Origin of the sequence: Corynebacterium sp. HMSC28B08 (genome assembly GCF_001806865.1) — a bacterium.
Lineage (GTDB): Bacteria > Actinomycetota > Actinomycetes > Mycobacteriales > Mycobacteriaceae > Corynebacterium > Corynebacterium auriscanis.
The window spans coordinates 65,610-83,136 of sequence record NZ_KV786178.1; the positions used below are offsets into that span (position 1 = coordinate 65,610).

At 59.2% G+C, this 17,527-nt stretch carries 17 protein-coding genes; 15 read left to right on the plus strand and 2 right to left on the minus strand.

Annotated elements, in window-relative coordinates; genetic code table 11:
* The first annotated feature begins 31 nt into the window (after nucleotides 1-31).
* Nucleotides 32-496 (plus strand): DUF350 domain-containing protein, encoded by a 465-nt coding sequence (locus HMPREF3098_RS08975; RefSeq protein ID WP_141739734.1) that lies wholly within the window; start codon nucleotides 32-34, stop codon nucleotides 494-496.
* Nucleotides 484-2,151, plus strand: coding sequence for a polyamine aminopropyltransferase (locus HMPREF3098_RS08980; RefSeq protein ID WP_083284402.1), 1,668 nt, complete (start codon nucleotides 484-486; stop codon nucleotides 2,149-2,151). Before HMPREF3098_RS08975 ends, HMPREF3098_RS08980 begins: the two co-directional genes overlap by 13 nt.
* A gap of 3 nt (nucleotides 2,152-2,154) precedes the next feature.
* On the opposite strand, the gene HMPREF3098_RS08985 is transcribed toward HMPREF3098_RS08980, so the two are convergent.
* Nucleotides 2,155-2,637 carry an inorganic diphosphatase gene (locus HMPREF3098_RS08985; protein WP_070434852.1) on the minus strand — a complete coding sequence of 161 codons (483 nt, stop codon included), beginning with the start codon at nucleotides 2,635-2,637 and terminating at the stop codon, nucleotides 2,155-2,157.
* Nucleotides 2,638-2,798: 161 nt separating this feature from the next.
* Here HMPREF3098_RS08985 and dacB point away from each other — a divergent pair, with 161 nt between their 5' ends.
* The 13 genes from dacB (at nucleotide 2,799) to HMPREF3098_RS09050 (ending at nucleotide 16,340) form a co-directional block, all read left to right on the plus strand.
* Nucleotides 2,799-4,136, plus strand: a complete 1,338-nt coding sequence (gene dacB, locus HMPREF3098_RS08990; RefSeq protein ID WP_210385969.1) for a D-alanyl-D-alanine carboxypeptidase/D-alanyl-D-alanine endopeptidase — start codon at nucleotides 2,799-2,801, stop codon at nucleotides 4,134-4,136.
* 14 nt (nucleotides 4,137-4,150) lie between these two features.
* Nucleotides 4,151-5,281 carry a tRNA lysidine(34) synthetase TilS gene (gene tilS / locus HMPREF3098_RS08995; protein ID WP_070434854.1) on the plus strand — a complete coding sequence of 377 codons (1,131 nt, stop codon included), beginning with the start codon at nucleotides 4,151-4,153 and terminating at the stop codon, nucleotides 5,279-5,281.
* A 226-nt stretch (nucleotides 5,282-5,507) separates the two neighbouring features.
* Nucleotides 5,508-6,098 (plus strand): hypoxanthine phosphoribosyltransferase, encoded by a 591-nt coding sequence (gene hpt, locus HMPREF3098_RS09000; protein ID WP_035114697.1) that lies wholly within the window; start codon nucleotides 5,508-5,510, stop codon nucleotides 6,096-6,098.
* A gap of 129 nt (nucleotides 6,099-6,227) precedes the next feature.
* Nucleotides 6,228-8,963 carry an ATP-dependent zinc metalloprotease FtsH gene (ftsH, locus tag HMPREF3098_RS09005; RefSeq protein ID WP_070434855.1) on the plus strand — a complete coding sequence of 912 codons (2,736 nt, stop codon included), beginning with the start codon at nucleotides 6,228-6,230 and terminating at the stop codon, nucleotides 8,961-8,963.
* Nucleotides 8,950-9,576 (plus strand): GTP cyclohydrolase I FolE, encoded by a 627-nt coding sequence (folE, locus tag HMPREF3098_RS09010; RefSeq protein ID WP_070434856.1) that lies wholly within the window; start codon nucleotides 8,950-8,952, stop codon nucleotides 9,574-9,576. The genes ftsH and folE overlap by 14 nt, the downstream gene beginning before the upstream one ends.
* Before the next feature lie 44 nt (nucleotides 9,577-9,620).
* Nucleotides 9,621-10,565 (plus strand): dihydropteroate synthase, encoded by a 945-nt coding sequence (folP, locus tag HMPREF3098_RS09015; RefSeq protein WP_070434857.1) that lies wholly within the window; start codon nucleotides 9,621-9,623, stop codon nucleotides 10,563-10,565.
* Nucleotides 10,558-10,944 carry a dihydroneopterin aldolase gene (folB, locus tag HMPREF3098_RS09020; RefSeq protein WP_070434858.1) on the plus strand — a complete coding sequence of 129 codons (387 nt, stop codon included), beginning with the start codon at nucleotides 10,558-10,560 and terminating at the stop codon, nucleotides 10,942-10,944. The genes folP and folB overlap by 8 nt, the downstream gene beginning before the upstream one ends.
* Nucleotides 10,937-11,677, plus strand: a complete 741-nt coding sequence (folK, locus tag HMPREF3098_RS09025) for a 2-amino-4-hydroxy-6-hydroxymethyldihydropteridine diphosphokinase (protein WP_246815914.1) — start codon at nucleotides 10,937-10,939, stop codon at nucleotides 11,675-11,677. Before folB ends, folK begins: the two co-directional genes overlap by 8 nt.
* Before the next feature lie 97 nt (nucleotides 11,678-11,774).
* Complete coding sequence (locus HMPREF3098_RS09030; RefSeq protein ID WP_070434859.1) at nucleotides 11,775-12,263, plus strand: DUF3180 domain-containing protein; 489 nt, start codon at nucleotides 11,775-11,777, stop codon at nucleotides 12,261-12,263.
* Between the two features lie 41 nt (nucleotides 12,264-12,304).
* Nucleotides 12,305-13,450, plus strand: coding sequence for a DUF6779 domain-containing protein (locus HMPREF3098_RS09035; protein ID WP_070434860.1), 1,146 nt, complete (start codon nucleotides 12,305-12,307; stop codon nucleotides 13,448-13,450).
* A 3-nt stretch (nucleotides 13,451-13,453) separates the two neighbouring features.
* On the plus strand, nucleotides 13,454-14,398 hold the full coding sequence (locus tag HMPREF3098_RS09040; protein ID WP_371440986.1) for a DUF2520 domain-containing protein: 945 nt from the start codon (nucleotides 13,454-13,456) through the stop codon (nucleotides 14,396-14,398).
* 32 nt (nucleotides 14,399-14,430) lie between these two features.
* Nucleotides 14,431-15,351 carry a pantoate--beta-alanine ligase gene (gene panC, locus HMPREF3098_RS09045; RefSeq protein ID WP_070434862.1) on the plus strand — a complete coding sequence of 307 codons (921 nt, stop codon included), beginning with the start codon at nucleotides 14,431-14,433 and terminating at the stop codon, nucleotides 15,349-15,351.
* A gap of 17 nt (nucleotides 15,352-15,368) precedes the next feature.
* On the plus strand, nucleotides 15,369-16,340 hold the full coding sequence (locus tag HMPREF3098_RS09050; RefSeq protein ID WP_070434863.1) for an aldose epimerase family protein: 972 nt from the start codon (nucleotides 15,369-15,371) through the stop codon (nucleotides 16,338-16,340).
* On the opposite strand, the gene HMPREF3098_RS09055 is transcribed toward HMPREF3098_RS09050, so the two are convergent.
* Complete coding sequence (locus HMPREF3098_RS09055; RefSeq protein ID WP_083284404.1) at nucleotides 16,284-17,495, minus strand: MFS transporter; 1,212 nt, start codon at nucleotides 17,493-17,495, stop codon at nucleotides 16,284-16,286. The genes HMPREF3098_RS09050 and HMPREF3098_RS09055 overlap by 57 nt on opposite strands.
* Between the last annotated feature and the right edge of the window lie 32 nt (nucleotides 17,496-17,527).

Genomic DNA, 17,527 nt, shown 5'->3' on the forward strand with positions numbered 1-17,527 from the left:
TTATTTACATCGTTACAACCCAAGGACACTCATGATCGCTCAATACTCAGAGGTGTTTTACACAGCCGCCTCCGATTCCTCGATGGTTTCACCCGTATTGGCCACCGTTGCATACTTCGTTTTGGCCATCGCCATCTTGGGGGTTGCTTTTCTTGTTCAAGACATTCTGACGCCCGGCGATCTGCGACGACAAACCTTCGTTGAACACCTGCCCAATGCGGGTGTGATGGTGGGATCCCAAGTGATCGCGATCGGTTTGGTGGTGGCGACTGCCATCGCCACCACAGAGCCCGACCTCGCCAGTGGGTTGATCCACGTAACGGTGTACTCCCTGGTTGGATTGTTCTTGCAAAGCCTGTTCCTTGTGCTCATGGAAGTTTTAGTGCCAGGGAGATTCCGCGATCTCATCAACGATCCGAAACTGCGCAGCTCGGCCGTGGTAACCGGGGTGGCCCTCGTGGTCGTGGGTGCTATTAATGCCGTATGCCTGACGTAGTGGAGCGGGGCGGGGCGTCGGTTAAAAACCAACCACCCGAAGGGAGCGCCGCCAAGCGTGCAACAAGCGGCGCGCAGCCCACCGCGATGAGTGGCTGGCAACGGTTCTTACTGCTTGTTTCCGTTGCGATCTGCGCGGCCTCGGGACTGGTGTACGAGCTAGCGCTGATTTCCCTGTCGACGAGTTTGAATGGCGGCTCGATTGTAGAAACCAGTTTGATTGTGGCGGGCTTCGTGGCGGCGCTTGGCTTAGGAGCGTTGCTGGCTAAACCCCTACTGCGCTTGCCCGAGTTTTCCTTCCTCATGGTGGAAGCTGCGCTGGGTTTGCTGGGCGGGATCAGTGCCACGGTGCTGTATGTGGTGTTCGCGAAACTAGGAGCTTCGCTATTAGTGACGGTGCTTGCCACACTGTTTATCGGTTCGCTGGTGGGCACCGAGCTTCCGTTATTAATGTCCATGTACCAGCGGGGTCGGCTGGTTGATGCTCGGTCTAGCGGTTCGGCGCTGGCCACACTGAATGTTGCGGATTATGTGGGCGCGCTGTTGGGTGGGCTGGCATGGCCTTTCGTTTTGCTCCCGTGGCTGGGGTTGATGCGCGGTACCGCGGCATCCGGCTTGCTGAACATCGTGGCGGCCTTGGTTATCACCCTGGTAGTACTGCGGAAATTCATGCCTGCTTGGCAGGTGACGACGGTGATCACAAGCCTGCTGACCAGCGGTGCCATTTTGATTGTGCTGCTGATGGGAAGCGACGGGATCGTCACCACTGCCAGGCAACAGCTGTACCAAGATCCAGTGGTCTACGCGGAACAAACGCAGTATCAGGACATTGTGGTGACAGAGTGGAAGGGGGATCGGCGGTTATTCCTTAACGGGGGATTGCAGTACGCCACGCGCGACGAATACCGCTACACCGAATCGCTGGTGTATCCCGCGGTAACCGATGACAGCAAAAATGCGCTGATTATTGGCGGTGGTGATGGGTTGGCGGCCCGAGAATTGCTGCGAATGCCACAGATCGAATCCATCACTAACGTCGAATTGGATCCAGCCATGGTGCGGGTGGCAAACACGGTGCTGCGTGAGGACAACCGGGGAGCGTTCCAGGATGCCCGGGTTCACGTGGTTACCGATGATGCATTTTCGTGGGTGCGCGAAGGCAGGGGCAAAGCCGCAGCAGAGGCGCTTGTAGGTGGTGGAAAAGCGGTTTTCGATACCGTCATCGTAGATTTATCTGATCCCGATTCGGATGCGATGGCCCGGCTGTATTCGCAAGAGTTTTATGGAATGTTGTTGGAATTAGTGGATCCACGGAAAGGGCAGTTGGTGGTGCAATCGGGCAGTGCTTTTACTACCCCGGATGTGTTTAACCGCGTGCGCAGCACGTTGCAGACGGCGGGGTGTGGAAACGTTGTGCCGTATCACGTGCACGTGCCGACGTTCGGTGATTGGGGGTTCAACCTGTGTACCCAGCCGGGAAGGAAGCTGCAATTGCCTGCGCAGCTGCCTGATCTGCGGTTTATGGACGAAGATGTCCTGCATGCGGCAGGGGTGTTCCCTAAAGACAACGCCCTAAAAGATTTGGAGCCCTCCACGCTGGATCATCCCAAAATCGTGGAGGACTTGCGACGGGGCTACCGACAAGCTGGCGAGTAGAACTTAGCCCTTGTAGCGCTCAATAGCCTCATCCAGAATGCGCTCTGCCTCGGCCTTATCACCCCAACCGGAGCCGTTAACTTCCTTACCCGGCTCCAAGTCCTTGTAGTGGACGAAGAAGTGCTCGATTTCGTTGCGAGTGAACTGGTCTACATCGTCGATGTCCTTGTAGTTATCGAAACGCACGTCGTCCAGCACGCACAGTAGCTTGTCATCGCCACCGGCCTCATCGGTCATCTTGAAAACACCAACTGGGCGGGCATTGACAACCACGCCAGGGAACAGTGGCTCTGGGAGGATAACCAGTGCGTCCAATGGGTCGCCGTCCTCACCGAGGGTGTGGTCGATGAAGCCGTAGTCCGCTGGGTAGGCCATGGGGGTGAACAGGTAGCGGTCCAGGTGCACCTTGCCCGTCTCGTGGTCGATTTCGTACTTATTGCGGGAACCCTTGGGGATCTCGATGGTTACTTCGATCTTCTTGCTCATGGCACACAGTCTATAGGTACGTCGGAGGTCATGAGTGTTTGCACGCGGTGAAGCCGGGAATCTGTGGGCGTGGTGGATCTCGCGGAACTGACGACTGCGGATCACGTGGAACTGTTGATGAAAGCGCAGCGATGTCGCGCCGGCTTGCTAGGGTGTGGTTCGTGAAGAAACGGAAATCCCTTGGTCGTTGGATCGCCAGTGTCATCGCATTCTTTGTGGTGGTCGCACTGGTCGCCGTCGGTGCGCTGTGGTGGGCTAACCACAATCGATACCACGTGGAAGCTGCCGAACCACTGCGTGAGGCGCAGTCGGCTGTGAAACCGGCAACCGGGGATTCCGGCAGCGTTCCGGATGTGCGGGCTGCCGTGGCCAAAGCGGCGAAAGATCCGGCGTTGGGACGGCTTTCGGCGGCGGTGACTGACGTGCAAACCGGGAAGATGTTGTGGAGCGCGGATCCGCAGCGCCCCCTGGTTCCAGCATCATCTACCAAAGTTCTCACAGCTGCCGCAGCAGTATTGGCGTTGCAAGGCGATCAACGACAATCAACGAAGGTTTTGCACGATGGCAAGGGCAATCTCACCATCGTGAGTGATGGTGACGTGACGTTGAGCAGCGGCAAGGGGGAATCCCTCTACACACAGCCGGGAAAGATCAGCGACTTGGCCAAGCAGGTTCAAGACAAGCTCGGTTCCACCACGGTCGCTAGCATCACCGTGGACAATAGTGCCCGTGCCGGGGATGTTTTCAACTCCACGTGGGATAAGGCGGACATCGTGATGGGGAACGTGGCCAATCTGGATGCCGTTATGTTGGATGCCGGCAGGATTGATGCCACTGAACCCTACTCGGCCCGCAGTCGTACTCCCGGCTCCGATGTGGCCGCGGAACTAGCAAAGCAGCTTGGTGCCAAGGGCGCGAAGATTTCGTTGACAGACGATGCAGTACCGAACCCAGGGCAGCCTATCGCCGAAGTGACATCGGCCCCACTGGATATTCGTTTGCGGGACATGATGGTACACAGCGATAACTTGTTGGCAGAATCTATTGGCCGACAGATCGCGCAGGCGCGGAATAAGCCCCACACATTTAAAGGTGCGACGGAAGCCACTATGGAGGTATTGCATGAAGCGGGGATCGATCTGAAGAATTGCGTGTTACACGACAATAGTGGAATGAGCGATAAGAATCGTTTGACCGCAAAAACACTGGACGAAGTGTTGGCGAACGAGAAAACGCGGCCGTTGCTGGACATGCTGCCGGTCTCCAGCGCGGAGGGCACTTTGCAGGATCGCTATGGCGATGGATCCGGTGCCGAAACAGCAGCCGGGTGGGTGCGTGCTAAAACCGGCACGCTCTCTGGCGTGAGTGCGCTGGCCGGGACCGTCACCACCAAGGACGGGCGCCCTGTGACGTTTGCATTCCTCTCCAACGGCTCGGACGTTGGCATTGCCCGCCCTGCTCTGGACAAGCTAGCGGCCGCGCTGCGCAACGCGGAGTAACGGGGTTTGCCGTAATGCCTAACATCCCGAGCGTACGGGCGGCTTTCCGTCAGTGGATGAACATTGTGCTCACGGACTTCCCCCACCTCGCTCACTACCTAGATGGGCCGGTAATCGTGGGACTATCTGGGGGCGCCGATTCACTGGCGCTGCTGGTCACGGCTGTTAACGCGGGGTTGGAAGTACATGCCGTCAGCGTTGATCATGGATTACAGGACGGCTCCGATCTTGTATCGGAACGGGCCTGCCAGCAAGCCCGAAACGTTGGGGCCACATCCGCGCGCACAATTGCGGTGCAGTGCGCCGCCGATGATGAAGCCGAAGCCCGCGCAGCGCGGTATCGGGCGCTGGGAAGTGCGGCTGCGGGAGCACCCGTTCTGGTGGCCCACACCGCCAGTGATGACGCCGAAGGGGTCCTAGTTTCCCTCGCCCGGGGATCGGGGTTGGACTCCGTGGCGGGAATGCGTGCCGTCACCGAGGATCACCCCGTAGTCACCGCTGGGGCGGGGTGGCTTGGGCGACCTCTTCTAACGTGCGACCGCAAAGCCACGGAACACGCGTGCCAGGAAGCAGGTTTAACGTGGTGGGAAGATCCGCACAACCGCTACGAAAAGTACTTGCGGTCCCGTGTTCGCCACCAGCTGATGCCGCAGATAGAAAGCATTGTGGGGGAACACGCCCCGGATGCTTTAGCGCGTAGCGCGCGCCAATTTCGGGCCGATTCCGATGCACTGAGGGCGATTGCCCGCAGGGAAATGGGGACGGTTGTCAGCAGGGCGTCGAATGAAAAAGAACCCCAGGAAACCCGGCTGAACTGCGAAAAGCTGGCCAGCCTGCCGGTGGCCCTACGCAGTCGGATCTACAAACTATGGCTGGCGGACGTGGCGGGACCGCTAACGAGTGCGCATCTCGGTGCGATCGACAACCTCGTTGTGCATTGGAAGGGGCAACAACCGACCGCGATTCCGTGGACGGCTGACAATTCCCTACAGTGGCACGTAGAAGTGTCAGCGGATCTGCCCGAGAATGCGGGGGAGACGGGACACTCGCATAGAATAGGCGACATGCGCCGAACCCACCGGTTGGCTGTTCAACGGACCGACGGTGAGCTGCGCTACTGTGCCATTCCGCGACGACGAGAATGAAACAGTAGGCGGGGTTGTTGGACGTGTTAGACGAAGAACGTGGACCCATCGCTTGGGTCAGGGTTTTGGCCCAACACCCCAGCAGACCCAGCACCGCAGCAGAGCCACGACCGTAGCGGCCCAGCACCGCAACAGGTGGGCGAAGCACGTGAGGGCCACAGCCTCCCCGGCTTTCGACAATTAAAAACGCAATGAAACCACAATGAACTTAGGGATGCGCACTGACATGCACAACGAGAAGAATTCTAACGTTCCAGCAAATGCCTATGGCGATGACTTGGAAAGTGTTCTCATCGACGAAGAAACCCTTCACAACCGCATTGCAGAAATGGCGAAGGCATGCTCCGAACGCTACCGAGACGTGGAAGAAGACCTCGTGCTGATCTGCGTGCTCAAGGGCGCGGTGTACTTCATCACCGATTTCGCACGCGCACTCGATATCCCCAGCCAGCAGGAGTTCATGGCGGTATCCTCCTACGGGAACTCCACTAGCTCGTCGGGAGTGGTGCGCATCCTCAAGGACTTAGACCGCGATATCGAAGGCCGTAATGTGCTGATCGTCGAGGACATTATCGATTCGGGCTTGACCTTATCTTGGCTGCTGAAGAACCTGGCCAACCGCCGCCCGAAGTCCCTGGGGGTGGTGACGTTGCTGCGTAAGCCGGAGGCCGTGAAAGTTAACATTGAACTCGAAGACGTTGGTTTCGACATCCCGAACGAATTCGTGGTTGGGTACGGACTGGATTTCGCCGAGCGTTACCGGGACATCCCTTTTGTTGGCACGTTGCGCCCCAGCGTGTACCAAACGAACTCGTAGCAATTTAGGTCCCTGTGCGCAGGCCCCGGCTGGGGGTAGCAAACTTTTTTACGACGCCCCTCGCCGCGCACGACACACGACTAGCCCAGGTATTCGGGCTGATTATCGAAAGAACCCCTGACAGGAAATATGGAAAAGAAAAAGGTTTTGCGGATTGCCGGCTTAGTGGCGACAGTCCTCATTGTGATCTACCTGTTCGGTGTGCTCACCGATTCCACGCGTGGATTCAGCAAGGTAGAAACATCTATCGCTGTCCAGCAGCTGAAGGACAAAAACGTTGCCGAGGCGCAGATTAACGATCGGGAGCAGGAAGTTCAGCTGAAGCTGAAAAAGCCGATCAACGTCGAAGGTAAAGACGGCGTTGAGAAGCTGATCGCTAGCTACCCAGCCCGTACCGCGCCCGAGATCTACAAGTCCGTTGAGGAATCCCAACCGGAGAAGTTCGATACCAAGGTCACCCAAGATAGCTTCCTGGGGTCTTTGGCAATGATGGTTCTGCCGTTATTGCTGGTATTCGGCCTGCTGATGTTCCTATTCTCCCGCATGCAGGGCAGTGGTGGCCCAATGGGCGCGCTGGGCTTTGGCAAGTCGAAGGCGAAGCAGCTTAATAAGGACAACCCAGATACCACTTTCGACGATGTTGCCGGCGCCGATGAGGCCGTGGAAGAGTTGGACGAGATCCGTGATTTCTTGTCTGATCCCACTCGTTACGAAAAACTCGGCGCGAAGATCCCGCGCGGTGTGTTGTTGTACGGTCCTCCGGGTACGGGTAAGACTTTGTTGGCCCGCGCCGTAGCTGGTGAGGCCGGGGTGCCGTTCTACACCATTTCTGGTTCGGATTTCGTGGAAATGTTCGTGGGTGTGGGTGCCTCCCGTGTGCGCGATTTGTTCCAGCAGGCGAAGGAGAACTCGCCGTGCATCATCTTTGTGGATGAGATCGACGCCGTCGGTCGTCAGCGTGGCTCGGGCATGGGCGGTGGCCACGATGAGCGTGAGCAGACGCTCAACCAGCTGCTGGTGGAGATGGACGGCTTCAGCGATCGCGAGGGTGTGATCCTCATGGCCGCGACCAACCGCCCTGATATCTTGGATCCCGCATTGCTGCGCCCAGGGCGCTTCGATCGCCAGATTCCGGTTACTAACCCGGATCTGAACGGCCGTGAGCAGATCTTGCGTGTGCACGCCAAGGGCAAGCCGTTGGCTCCAGATGTGGACTTGCGTTCCCTGGCGAAGCGCACAGCTGGAATGTCCGGTGCGGATTTGGAGAATGTGCTTAACGAAGCAGCGCTGTTGACTGCTCGGGTGGATGGCAACGTCATCACTCCGGATGCGCTGGAAGAAGCCACGGACCGTGTGGTGGGTGGCCCTCGTCGTAGCTCCACGATCATTAGTGAGCACGAAAAGAAGGTCACCGCTTACCACGAGGGTGGTCACACCCTAGCTGCATGGGCGATGAAAGATATTGACCGCGTGTACAAGGTGACGATCCTCGCCCGCGGTAGGACTGGTGGTCATGCCATGACCGCCAGCGAAGACGATAAGGGCATGTACAACCGTTCGGAGTTGTTCGCTCGTTTGGTATTCGCGATGGGTGGCCGTGCCGCGGAGGAGCTGGTGTTTGGTAATCCAACCACGGGCGCGTCCGCCGATATTGAGATGGCTTCCAACACTGCCCGCGCCATGGTGACGGAATACGGCATGTCCCCACGAGTGGGGGCCGTGAAGTACGGCCAGAATGACGGCGATCCGTTCAGTAATCGCGGTGGCGGGCAGGGTAGCAGCCTGCCTTCTGAGGACGTAGCTGCGCAGATCGATAACGAAGTGCGCATGCTGATGGACAAGGCGCAGCAAATCGCCTACGAGGTTCTGCGTGAACACCGTGAGTACCTAGATAAGCTGGCTGCGAAGCTGCTGGAAAAGGAAACTCTTCGCCGTCCGGATCTGGAGGCCATCTTCGAGGGCATTGAACCCCGCGAGGTTGCTGATGTATTCCCCGGTCAAGATGTGGATCGTCCAAAGGACTTCCGTGCCCCAGTGAAGACTCCCGCTGAGCTAGCGAAAGAGCGTGGCGAAGAACCCCCGAAGCGTAACGACTTCTTCTCTGCAGCGCGCCGAGCCCGGATGGAGCGCCGTCGCAAGGCACAGGAAGAGCAGTTACGTCAGCAGGAACAGGGTGGCAATGCCGTGCCAGTTGCTCCAGAGGGGTTGCAGCAGGGCCAACCGGGTCAGCAATGGCAGCCGCAGCAGGGACAACCTGATCAGCAATGGCCGCCACAACAGGGGCAACCGGGTCAGCGGTGGCAGCCACAACAGGACCAGCCAGGTATCAACAATGGCCAGTACGGTCAGTTCCCTCAAGGACCTCAATTCCCACAGGGGCCACAAGGGCCGCAAGGACCGCAGGGACCTCAGGGGCAGCAGAACAACACCGGAGGAGTAAGCATCCCAGCGGAGCAGATGCGTGGATTCCGTTTGCCTGACCATGAGCAGCCGGACAACCCGTGGCCAGAAGAAAAGTCCGTGAAGCCTCAGACGTCATTTGATAATCACGATGCACAGGCCACGAACGTCATTCCCCGTGTGCAGGGGACTGGTGATGCACAGGATAAAAGTATTCTTAACCGCCGTAACCAGGACAGCCACGGTGACCACGAAAATGAAGGTAACCGTGAAAACCCTAACCACAATGCAGAAGCTGAGTCCTCCCCTGCTGAGCCCAATCGCCCGGCGCACCCCGGACTAGGCCAGTACCCACTGGACCTTCCGGGGGAGGAGGATTCCGATGGCGGCCGTCACCACCGCCCGGACGCCCCGCACGAACCACAGCAAAACCCATATGGAAAGGGGATCGATGGTGAGCGATAGTCCGCAGCCGATTGACACTGACGATACGGGCAATTCGCTTCCCACCTTTGACCGTGAGCGTGCGGAAGCCGCGGTTCGTGAACTGCTATTCGCCGTGGGTGAGAATCCGGACCGAGAGGGGCTCAAAGATACTCCTGCGCGTGTGGCACGCGCCTACGAGGAGATTTTCGCAGGGTTGTATACCGATCCAACTGAGGTACTCAATAAGACTTTCAGTGAGGATCACCGCGAGCTGGTCTTGGTTCGCGATATCCCGTTTTATTCCACGTGCGAGCACCACCTGGTTCCGTTCTTCGGCCATGCTCATATCGGCTACATTCCTGGCCAGTCCGGCAAGGTCACGGGCCTATCCAAGCTAGCGCGCTTGATAGACGGCCTGGGTAAGCGTCCGCAAGTCCAGGAACGCCTCACTTCGCAGGTTGCTGACGCGCTCATGGAACGTCTGGAGGCCACCGCCGTCATCGTTGTCATCGAGGCCGAGCACTTGTGCATGGCCATGCGCGGTATCCGCAAACCTGGCGCTAACACGGTTACTTCCGCAGTCCGCGGCGGGTTCCGCACCAATGCTAGCTCGCGTGCTGAGGCCATGGCGTTGATCCAACGCGGCAGGTAGTACAGGTTTTTCGCTTACTCTTTCGATTGCACGAAAGGTTTTTTATGTCCGACGCCCGGCTGACCCCATCCCCATTCTCCGTCGCGCGCGGGCTTTCCCCGACGAAGGTCATGGGCATTCTCAACGTCACGGAGGATTCGTTTTCTGACGGTGGGTCCAACCCGGATACCGGCACAGCGGTGCGTAATGCTCGCGCGATGCTCTTGGCCGGGGCGGAGATCATCGATATTGGTGGTGAATCCACCCGCCCCGGCGCCACCCGAGTGTCTCCTGAAACGGAGGCGGCTCGGGTGGTTCCAGTTGTCCGCGAGCTCGCGGAGCTCGCCCAGGAATCCCCCAGCCGTCCTTTCGCTACCAGCATCGATACTATGCGCGCTTCGACTGCTCGCATGGCACTCGAAGCTGGCGCTACGTATATCAACGATGTGTCGGGTGGCCTCGCAGACCCCGATATGCTGTCGGTATGTGCGGATTTTGGCTGCCCTGTGATCCTCATGCATTGGGATAAAGACTGGGGTAGTGCATCTGCTCGCGTCGGGGCAGAAGGCTACCGCGATCACGGCACGGATATCGTCACCGAGGTTTCCACGTGGCTGCTATCGCGGGTGGAAGAAGCGGAGAAGCGTGGCGTCGATAAAAAGAAGATCTATCTGGACCCCGGAATTGGGTTTGCAAAAAGCCCGCGCGATAACTGGCAGTTGTTGCGCGGATTGGATCGCATTGTTGATCTGGGGTTTCCGGTCCTCGTGGGGGCTAGCCGCAAGCGCTTCCTCACTGCATTGCGCCCCGGTGCTGACGGGAACCCTGGCACCCCGGAATCGGCGGACGATGCAACCGCTGCGGTGACGAGCTTGTCGGCCATGGCTGGCGCGTGGGCGGTGCGAGTGCATAATGTAGCTCCATCGAAGGCTGCGGTGGATGTGATCCACGCGGCGCGCACTGGTGACGGCCCGCAGGTGGCCGAGGAATGGAGGGCCAAGCGTGGCTGATCGCATTGAACTGATCGGGCTGGAGGCCTACGGCTATCACGGAGTTTTCGATCATGAAAAAACACAGGGCCAGAAGTTCCTCATCGACATTGTCGTGTGGACGGATTTCGGCGCTGCAGCTCATTCCGATGAGTTGGCCGATACGATTTCCTACGTGGACCTGGCCGATATCGCGGTAGAGGAGGTTCAGTCTGCGGGCTCTAAAGGCGCTGGTCACGATCTGATCGAGACGCTCGCTTCGCGCATCGCCGACCGCATCAATGACATCGCCGGTGTGCATGCAGTTGAGGTTACGGTGCATAAGCCACAAGCGCCGATTGAGTACCCGTTTTCCGATGTACGCGTAGTGGCCCGCCGCAACGCAAAGTCCCGTGGGTAGCGGACCTGTGTTTTCCGGTGTGGGTGAGGCAGGTAGCAACCACGGCGGCACGAGCGAACACCTAGCGGGTGGCGCCTCGGCAGTCCCCGTCGCGCGTGAAGCCAGTAGCGAACAGCGTGGGTGGCCCCGCAGCCGGCACAGCAGCTTCGCGGTGCTGTCCCTCGGCAGCAATGTCTCCGGTGACACCCCAAGTCCCGCGCACCAGCTTGCCCGCGCAATAGAGTTGTTGTGCGCACATCCGGACGTGCAGTTGGCGGAAGCTTCGCGTTTGTTTGCCACACCCCCTTGGGGTGGCGTGAGCCAGGAGGAATTCCGTAACGCCACGGTCAGCGTGCGCACCCGCCTGTCACCCCTCGAGTTGCTGCATCATTGCCAGTCCATTGAGCGTGCTGCCGATCGTCGTCGCGAGGTTCGCTGGGGGCCGCGCACCCTTGACGTGGATCTTTTGGCTTTATTTACCGACGCCCACGAGCCCCTCATGTCCGCAGGGCAGTGGGGGGATGAACTGATTTTGCCGCATCCCTATGCGCACCAGCGTGCCTTTGTCTTGATTCCATGGCTGGATTTGCCAAGTGCAGGAAAACCGTGGTGTGTCGTACCCGCACAGAATGGCATCAAGACGGTGGCCCAGTGGTTGGATTTGGTGGATCCCCAAGAAAAAACAGGAGTGGTTCCAGTGGATGAATCAGTGTGGGGGACGAGGGTGGCGTCGGTAAAGAAAGTAGACCAGTGAGTCGCACTCTGCAGGAACTGGGGTTCGAACGCTGCGGCGTGGCGGGTACACGGAGAGAGAAATAACCCCGCACACCCGGCGAGTAGAGTGGGAAAGCGTGAACGAGATTCAGAGGATTAAAGTCAGCAGCTTGGTGTGGGTCGGTGTGATCGCAGCCTTGATTGCTGGTGTGACTACTCTGAGTTTCTATGGCAGCTTTCCCCCGATCAAGCTGACCAGCGCGGTGCTGTTGTTTGTCATGGCGGGTGTGGCTTGGGTGGCCGCCGGGGCAGTGAAAAAACGCATCGACGACGGCGGGGTGGGGTTTGACCGTTCCCAGATGCAGCCCACCACGGTGGCTAGTTGGATGCTATATGGCAAGGCTTTGGCGTGGATTGGTGCGCTGCTGGCAGGGTTATACGTGGGGATGGGGGCGTACATCATTCCGCAGGCGGGGAATCTTTCCGCTGCGCAGGCGGATATGCCCGGGGTAGTGGTAGGATTCGTCGGTGCGTTGGCAGGGGCCGTGGCCGGTGTTCATTTGGAGCGAGCGTGTGAGGCTCCACCAGCAGACGGCGCGTGCACCAGTGCGGAAGGCGCGGCCTAGTCTACGTGTCTTAGCGCCTTTCGTTGGGTAGAGTTGGCCTCATGAGTTTCCAGCCACAGTCCAACGAACGCCCTCATAGGCACCGTTCTCCGGGGTCCGATAACGGCTACGGTTTGGAGAAAGACCAGTCGGCGCCTTCTTCATCTTCTGAAGGTGGCCTGTCGAAGGTTTTGATGATCGGACTGGTGGTGCTCGCGTTGATTGCGAGTGTGGTGACGGTCATGACCGACTCCGAGGGATGGATGAAGATTGCCATCCTGGCGGCGCTGTGGGCGGCCTTCATCGGGGTTTTCCTGGTGGTTCGTTACTCCAGCGCGTTGAAGAATGAGCGCGAGCAACGTTCGCTGCGCGAGGGCGAGCACCGTGCGGAGCTGGAGCGGGAAAAGTCCCGGGCACGCGAGGAATTGGCGCGGGCGGAAAGTGATTTTGCGCAACGCGCAAAGGCCACTCGGGACGAGCAGATTGAACTGCTGCGTGCAGAGGTGGAGAATCTGCGTAACCAACTGGAGGGAATGGGCGCCGGTGACTTGGCCGACAATGGCCCGCGTGCGGTTCGCGCGCGTGCGGAGCGCATAGTGGAGTTGGAAAACCGTGGCTCGCGCCAGGCTCGCCCAGCCAATCCCCGACCAGCCGAACCCCAGACAGCCCGACCCCAGTCGGCTCAGTCGCAGCAAGGTCGTTTTCAGCAGGCAGGGCAGAATGCGGCGCAGCAGGAGCCCCCGCAGGCACAGCGCCAACGGCGTAATTCGGGCGGATTCTCAACCGGTTCCTTCGCTGCGGTGAAGTGGACAGGGCAGGATACGGAAGCAACTGCACAAATCCCGCTGGTGGTTGATACTTCAACGATGAATCCGAAGGCTGAAGAGGACCGCACCGGCTCCGTTGGGCACGCCGCGCACGCTTCTGATCGCGTGGGCAGTCACGATCCGAACCACCGCCCTGCGCATGCTGGCCCTTCTAATAGCGCACAGATGCCAAGCTTCAGGGCTGGCTCTGCCAACGCGTCGAACGTTTCCAGCGCCTCCAAGGTCGCCAACAACAATGCTGCTCCCCAGCAGGACTCCCCCGGCGCGAATCCTCCAGCCGGCGCAGAGGATGCAGGCTACCGCCCGGGCCGGCGTCGCGCAGATGAGGGCGGCTTGACGGTTGCGGAACTACTGCAGCGCGCCAAGAACAAGCAGCGTTAAACAATAAAGAGCCGTAACGAGGACAAACGCAGCACCATGGAACAACCCCAACTCACCGTGGGGATCATCTCGGCTGGGGCAGTGGGCACGGCCGTGGGGGAGGCCTTCCTCCGCTCCGGTCATCACGTGCACGGTGCCGTGGCCCGATCGGATTCGTCGCGCACTAGGGCGTCTAAGAGAATGCCCAACGTCCCCATTGTGCAGGTAGAGCAGGCAGCCCATGCCGCCCTCGTGGTGTTGGCGGTGCCGGATCCGCAGCTGCCGGATGTGATTGCCGAGGTCGCCCAGTACACCCAAGCTGGGCAGATGGTGATGCATACCAGTGGCGCGCTGGGGTGTGAGGTGCTGCAGCCGGTGACGGATACCGGCGCGCTGCCACTCGCGCTGCATCCGGCGATGACGTTTACGGGCGCGGCGGAGGATACCGATCGGCTGCATGGTTGTGGGTGGGGAGTGACGGCCGATTCAGAGCAAGGTTATGCCGTCGCGGAGCTGTTGGTTCATACGCTGGGCGGTGTGCCGGTGGTCATCCCAGAACACCATCGTTCGGCTTATCATGCTGCGATGGCTCACGCGGCTAACCACTCAGTGGCTTTGATTTCCGACGCCCTGCGGATGCTCGATTACGTTCTTGATTCGGGGCGAGCAGGGGCCGGTGAACGGGGTGCGGGGTCGAGCCTGCCGCCGTTGCAGAACCCAGATTCTGCATTGTTGCTGCGAAAGTTGGTGCATGCGGCGGTGGATAACGCGCTGGATCGCAGGCTGGAGGGGCTCACCGGTCCAGTGGCCCGTGAGGATGCGCCCGCGGTGCTACGCCATGTGGCGGCATTGGATGAGTTGGGCGTGGGGTTGGATCCGTACATCGCGATGAGCGAGCGGACAGCGCAGATGACGGGTGCGGTGGAGATCGAGCGCGTACTCAGCGATTACCGGATACGGCGGGGTTAGGTGCGGGTCGTCGTGGACTACTCTAGAAGACCATGACTAGCCAAGACAGCGATTCCACTTCCACTCAGCCGTTCACCCCCGGCCAGGCCCGCGTCTTTACCGAGGTGAGCCAGATCTCCCAGTTGACCCGTGCGATGCGTAAAGCCGGCCGCCCAGTGGCCTTGGTCCCCACGATGGGTGCGTTGCACGAGGGGCACCTGTCATTGGTGAAGGCGGCTCAAACCATTCCGGGTGTGACTGTCATCGTCTCTATCTTCGTTAATCCGCTGCAATTCGCCGAAGGGGAGGACCTAGATTCCTACCCGCGCACGTTGGATGCCGACGTGGAGAAACTGAAGGCCGCGGGCGTGGATGCCGTCTTCGCACCCAGCCCGCGCGAGATGTATCCGAATGGGCCACGGACAACCATTCACCCAGGTGAAGCTGGCCGTATCCTCGAAGGCGAGCACCGCCCCACGCATTTTGCTGGCGTGCTCACGGTAGTCAATAAGCTATTCACTATCACGAACTGCGATCATGCGTTCTTCGGAGAGAAGGACTACCAGCAGCTCATCCTTATCCAACAGATGGTCACGGATCTCAACATGCAGGTTCAAGTTCATGGCGTGCCGATCGTTCGCGAAGCCGACGGCCTGGCACTGTCCTCGCGCAACATCTACCTTTCGGAAACCGAACGCGAACTCGCCCTCACCCTATCCGCCGCCTTGACCGCCGGTTCCTTCGTCGCCGACCGCGGAGCTGACGAGGTCTTGGCTACCGCTCGTTCCATTTTCGACGCCAAGCCGGACATTGAGATCGATTACCTGGAGTTGAAGGGGTTGGATTTGGGTGCCGCACCTGTCGAAGGCCCTGCGCGCCTGTTAGTGGCCGCCCGGGTGGGCACCACGCGCTTGATCGACAATGTGGGTGTTCCGCTGGGAACGGGCTTTAAAGGGTTGGACGAGCAGCAGTAACAGTCGAGGGGATTGAAATGAGCTCTACCGTGGAACTCTCCGCAGGTAAATACCACGCAAGCATCGACCTCAAAGGCGGGGGACTGCGGGGCCTGTGGCACCGCAGCCGGCCTTTGGTGCAGACTTACCCCGAAGGCGCACCTGCTCCGTTGAGTGCTGGCCAAGTCCTCGCACCGTGGCCGAACCGTATCTCAGACGGTGTGTTCGCAGTTGATGGGCAGGTGTACTCCCTTCCGATCAACGAACCCATACGCAACAACGCGATCCACGGAGTGTGTAACACCGTGGAATGGGAGGTAATGGGGCGCGAGGGGGCGTCGGATAAAAAAGAGGCCCACGAAGTGGAACAGTGCGTTCGCCTGCGTACCCAAGTGGGGATAAAGCAAGGATGGCCATGGCAGCTTGAAGTAAGTGCAACATGGACACTGCGGGCGGATTCGGGGCTGCGAGTGGAATGGAGCGCCCGGAATTTAGGGGCACAGCGGCAACCATTTGGGCTGGGATGGCACCCGTACCTCAGCGCACTGGGTGCACCACTGGATGAGTGCCATCTGCAGATACAGTCGGTGCGCACGTGTGTGCCTTTGGATCCGCAGAAAATGGTGCCGTGCGGAGTGGACGTGCCGATCCCCGAGGCCTGGGATCTAGGCAGTGGTATGCCACTAGCAGGAGTGCAGATGGATCACTGCTTCGGGGTGCGGGCAGATGGTGAAACCAACGAGGGAGAGGGGCAACAAGGTAGCACCGTAAAGCTGTTGACTGAGCACGGAGAGGGTGTGCAGATGGAAAGCAGCGGAGAGTTTGGCTGGTACCAAGTGTATGTGGCGGATCCTACTAACGGGGAAGGATATCCTGAGGTGGGGAGGGCGGTCGCCGTGGAACCCATGACGTGCCCTGCGGATGCGTTGCGCTCCGGGCGCGGCTTGGTCTGGTTAGAACCGGGGCAGCACGGAGTTTTTGCGGTGCAGATTAAAGCTATCGGGGGTTAGGAATCTCTCCCGAACCATGAACATCCCGGCAAGGCACATCGCAACCACACCTAGACCCATGGCGGCGCCCGCAATCTGCAAATCGGAATGATCGAGAATGACCCCGCCAAGGAGCGGTACAAAAGCCGCGGATAGATAGACCCCAAGACTTAGCGAGGCTGTTGCTGAGGCGACATGCTCAGGGGTGGCGCGCTGATGGACTAGGCCAAGTGCTCCCAAACTTCCCATTCCTTGACCGGCACCAATTAAAACTGCTGCGAGAGCTAGTATCCACAGGTTTTCTATCCACAGTGCTGCGACGAAGGTGACCATTGATGTGATGAGTACGGCAATAGCGCCACGAAGGACCCGGAGTGGAGGTTGTGAGCCGAGAAAAGATTGGGTTATCGGACTCGCAAGGTACATTCCCCCCGCGAAAAGGCCGGCTACGAGGGGGCCAGTGAGGTCCGACATGCCCAGCAAAATCGTGGGAGCCAGCGCGAGCACGATGGAAGCGGCTGTCATGCCAGGGCCGAAAACCCCAAGACCGGTTAGAACAGCGCGAGTCGTGTTTTTATCTAAAGATCCGATGGGATTCCATGACTGTGGTTTAGCGTTTTCGGTCTCCGGCAAGGTAAAGACAATTGCTAGGGAGAGCAGCAGGAATGTCGCAGCAAGGACGTAGACCGTACGAAGTGGGTGGGGGAACCTTTCCGCAACTACGCCCGCAAAGAGCGGGCCGGTTGCGAGCCCGATGGCAATACCCAGGGTTCCAAGAAGGGTGGCTTGAGTTTCTTCGCCCTCCTTTGCGAGGTCCTTCAACTGTGTTGTTCCTAGAACCATGAGGACTCCCGCGCAGAAGCCACTAAGCACGCGGGCTATCAACAACACCTCCACGGAGCCTCCAAGGGCATAGAAAATGCAAGCAAGAATGCCAGAGGCTATGGCGGCTATCTGGGTTTTCTTCTGGCCGAAAAGCTGGCCCAAGGCGGGGGAGAATAAGAATGCAGGCGCTAACCCGCCCAAGTAGGTCGCAAAAATCAGTACCAAGGTGCCTGAAGAAAAACCAATGTCATTTCGCCAAAGCTCCATGAGTGGGGTGCCCATATTCGGCAGGGCGAAAGCTGTCACGATCGGAACGGTGTAGATCCAGAGGGGAAGTTTCCTTGTTCTCATAAAAAGAATACTAACCCCCTCAGGGGGTTAGT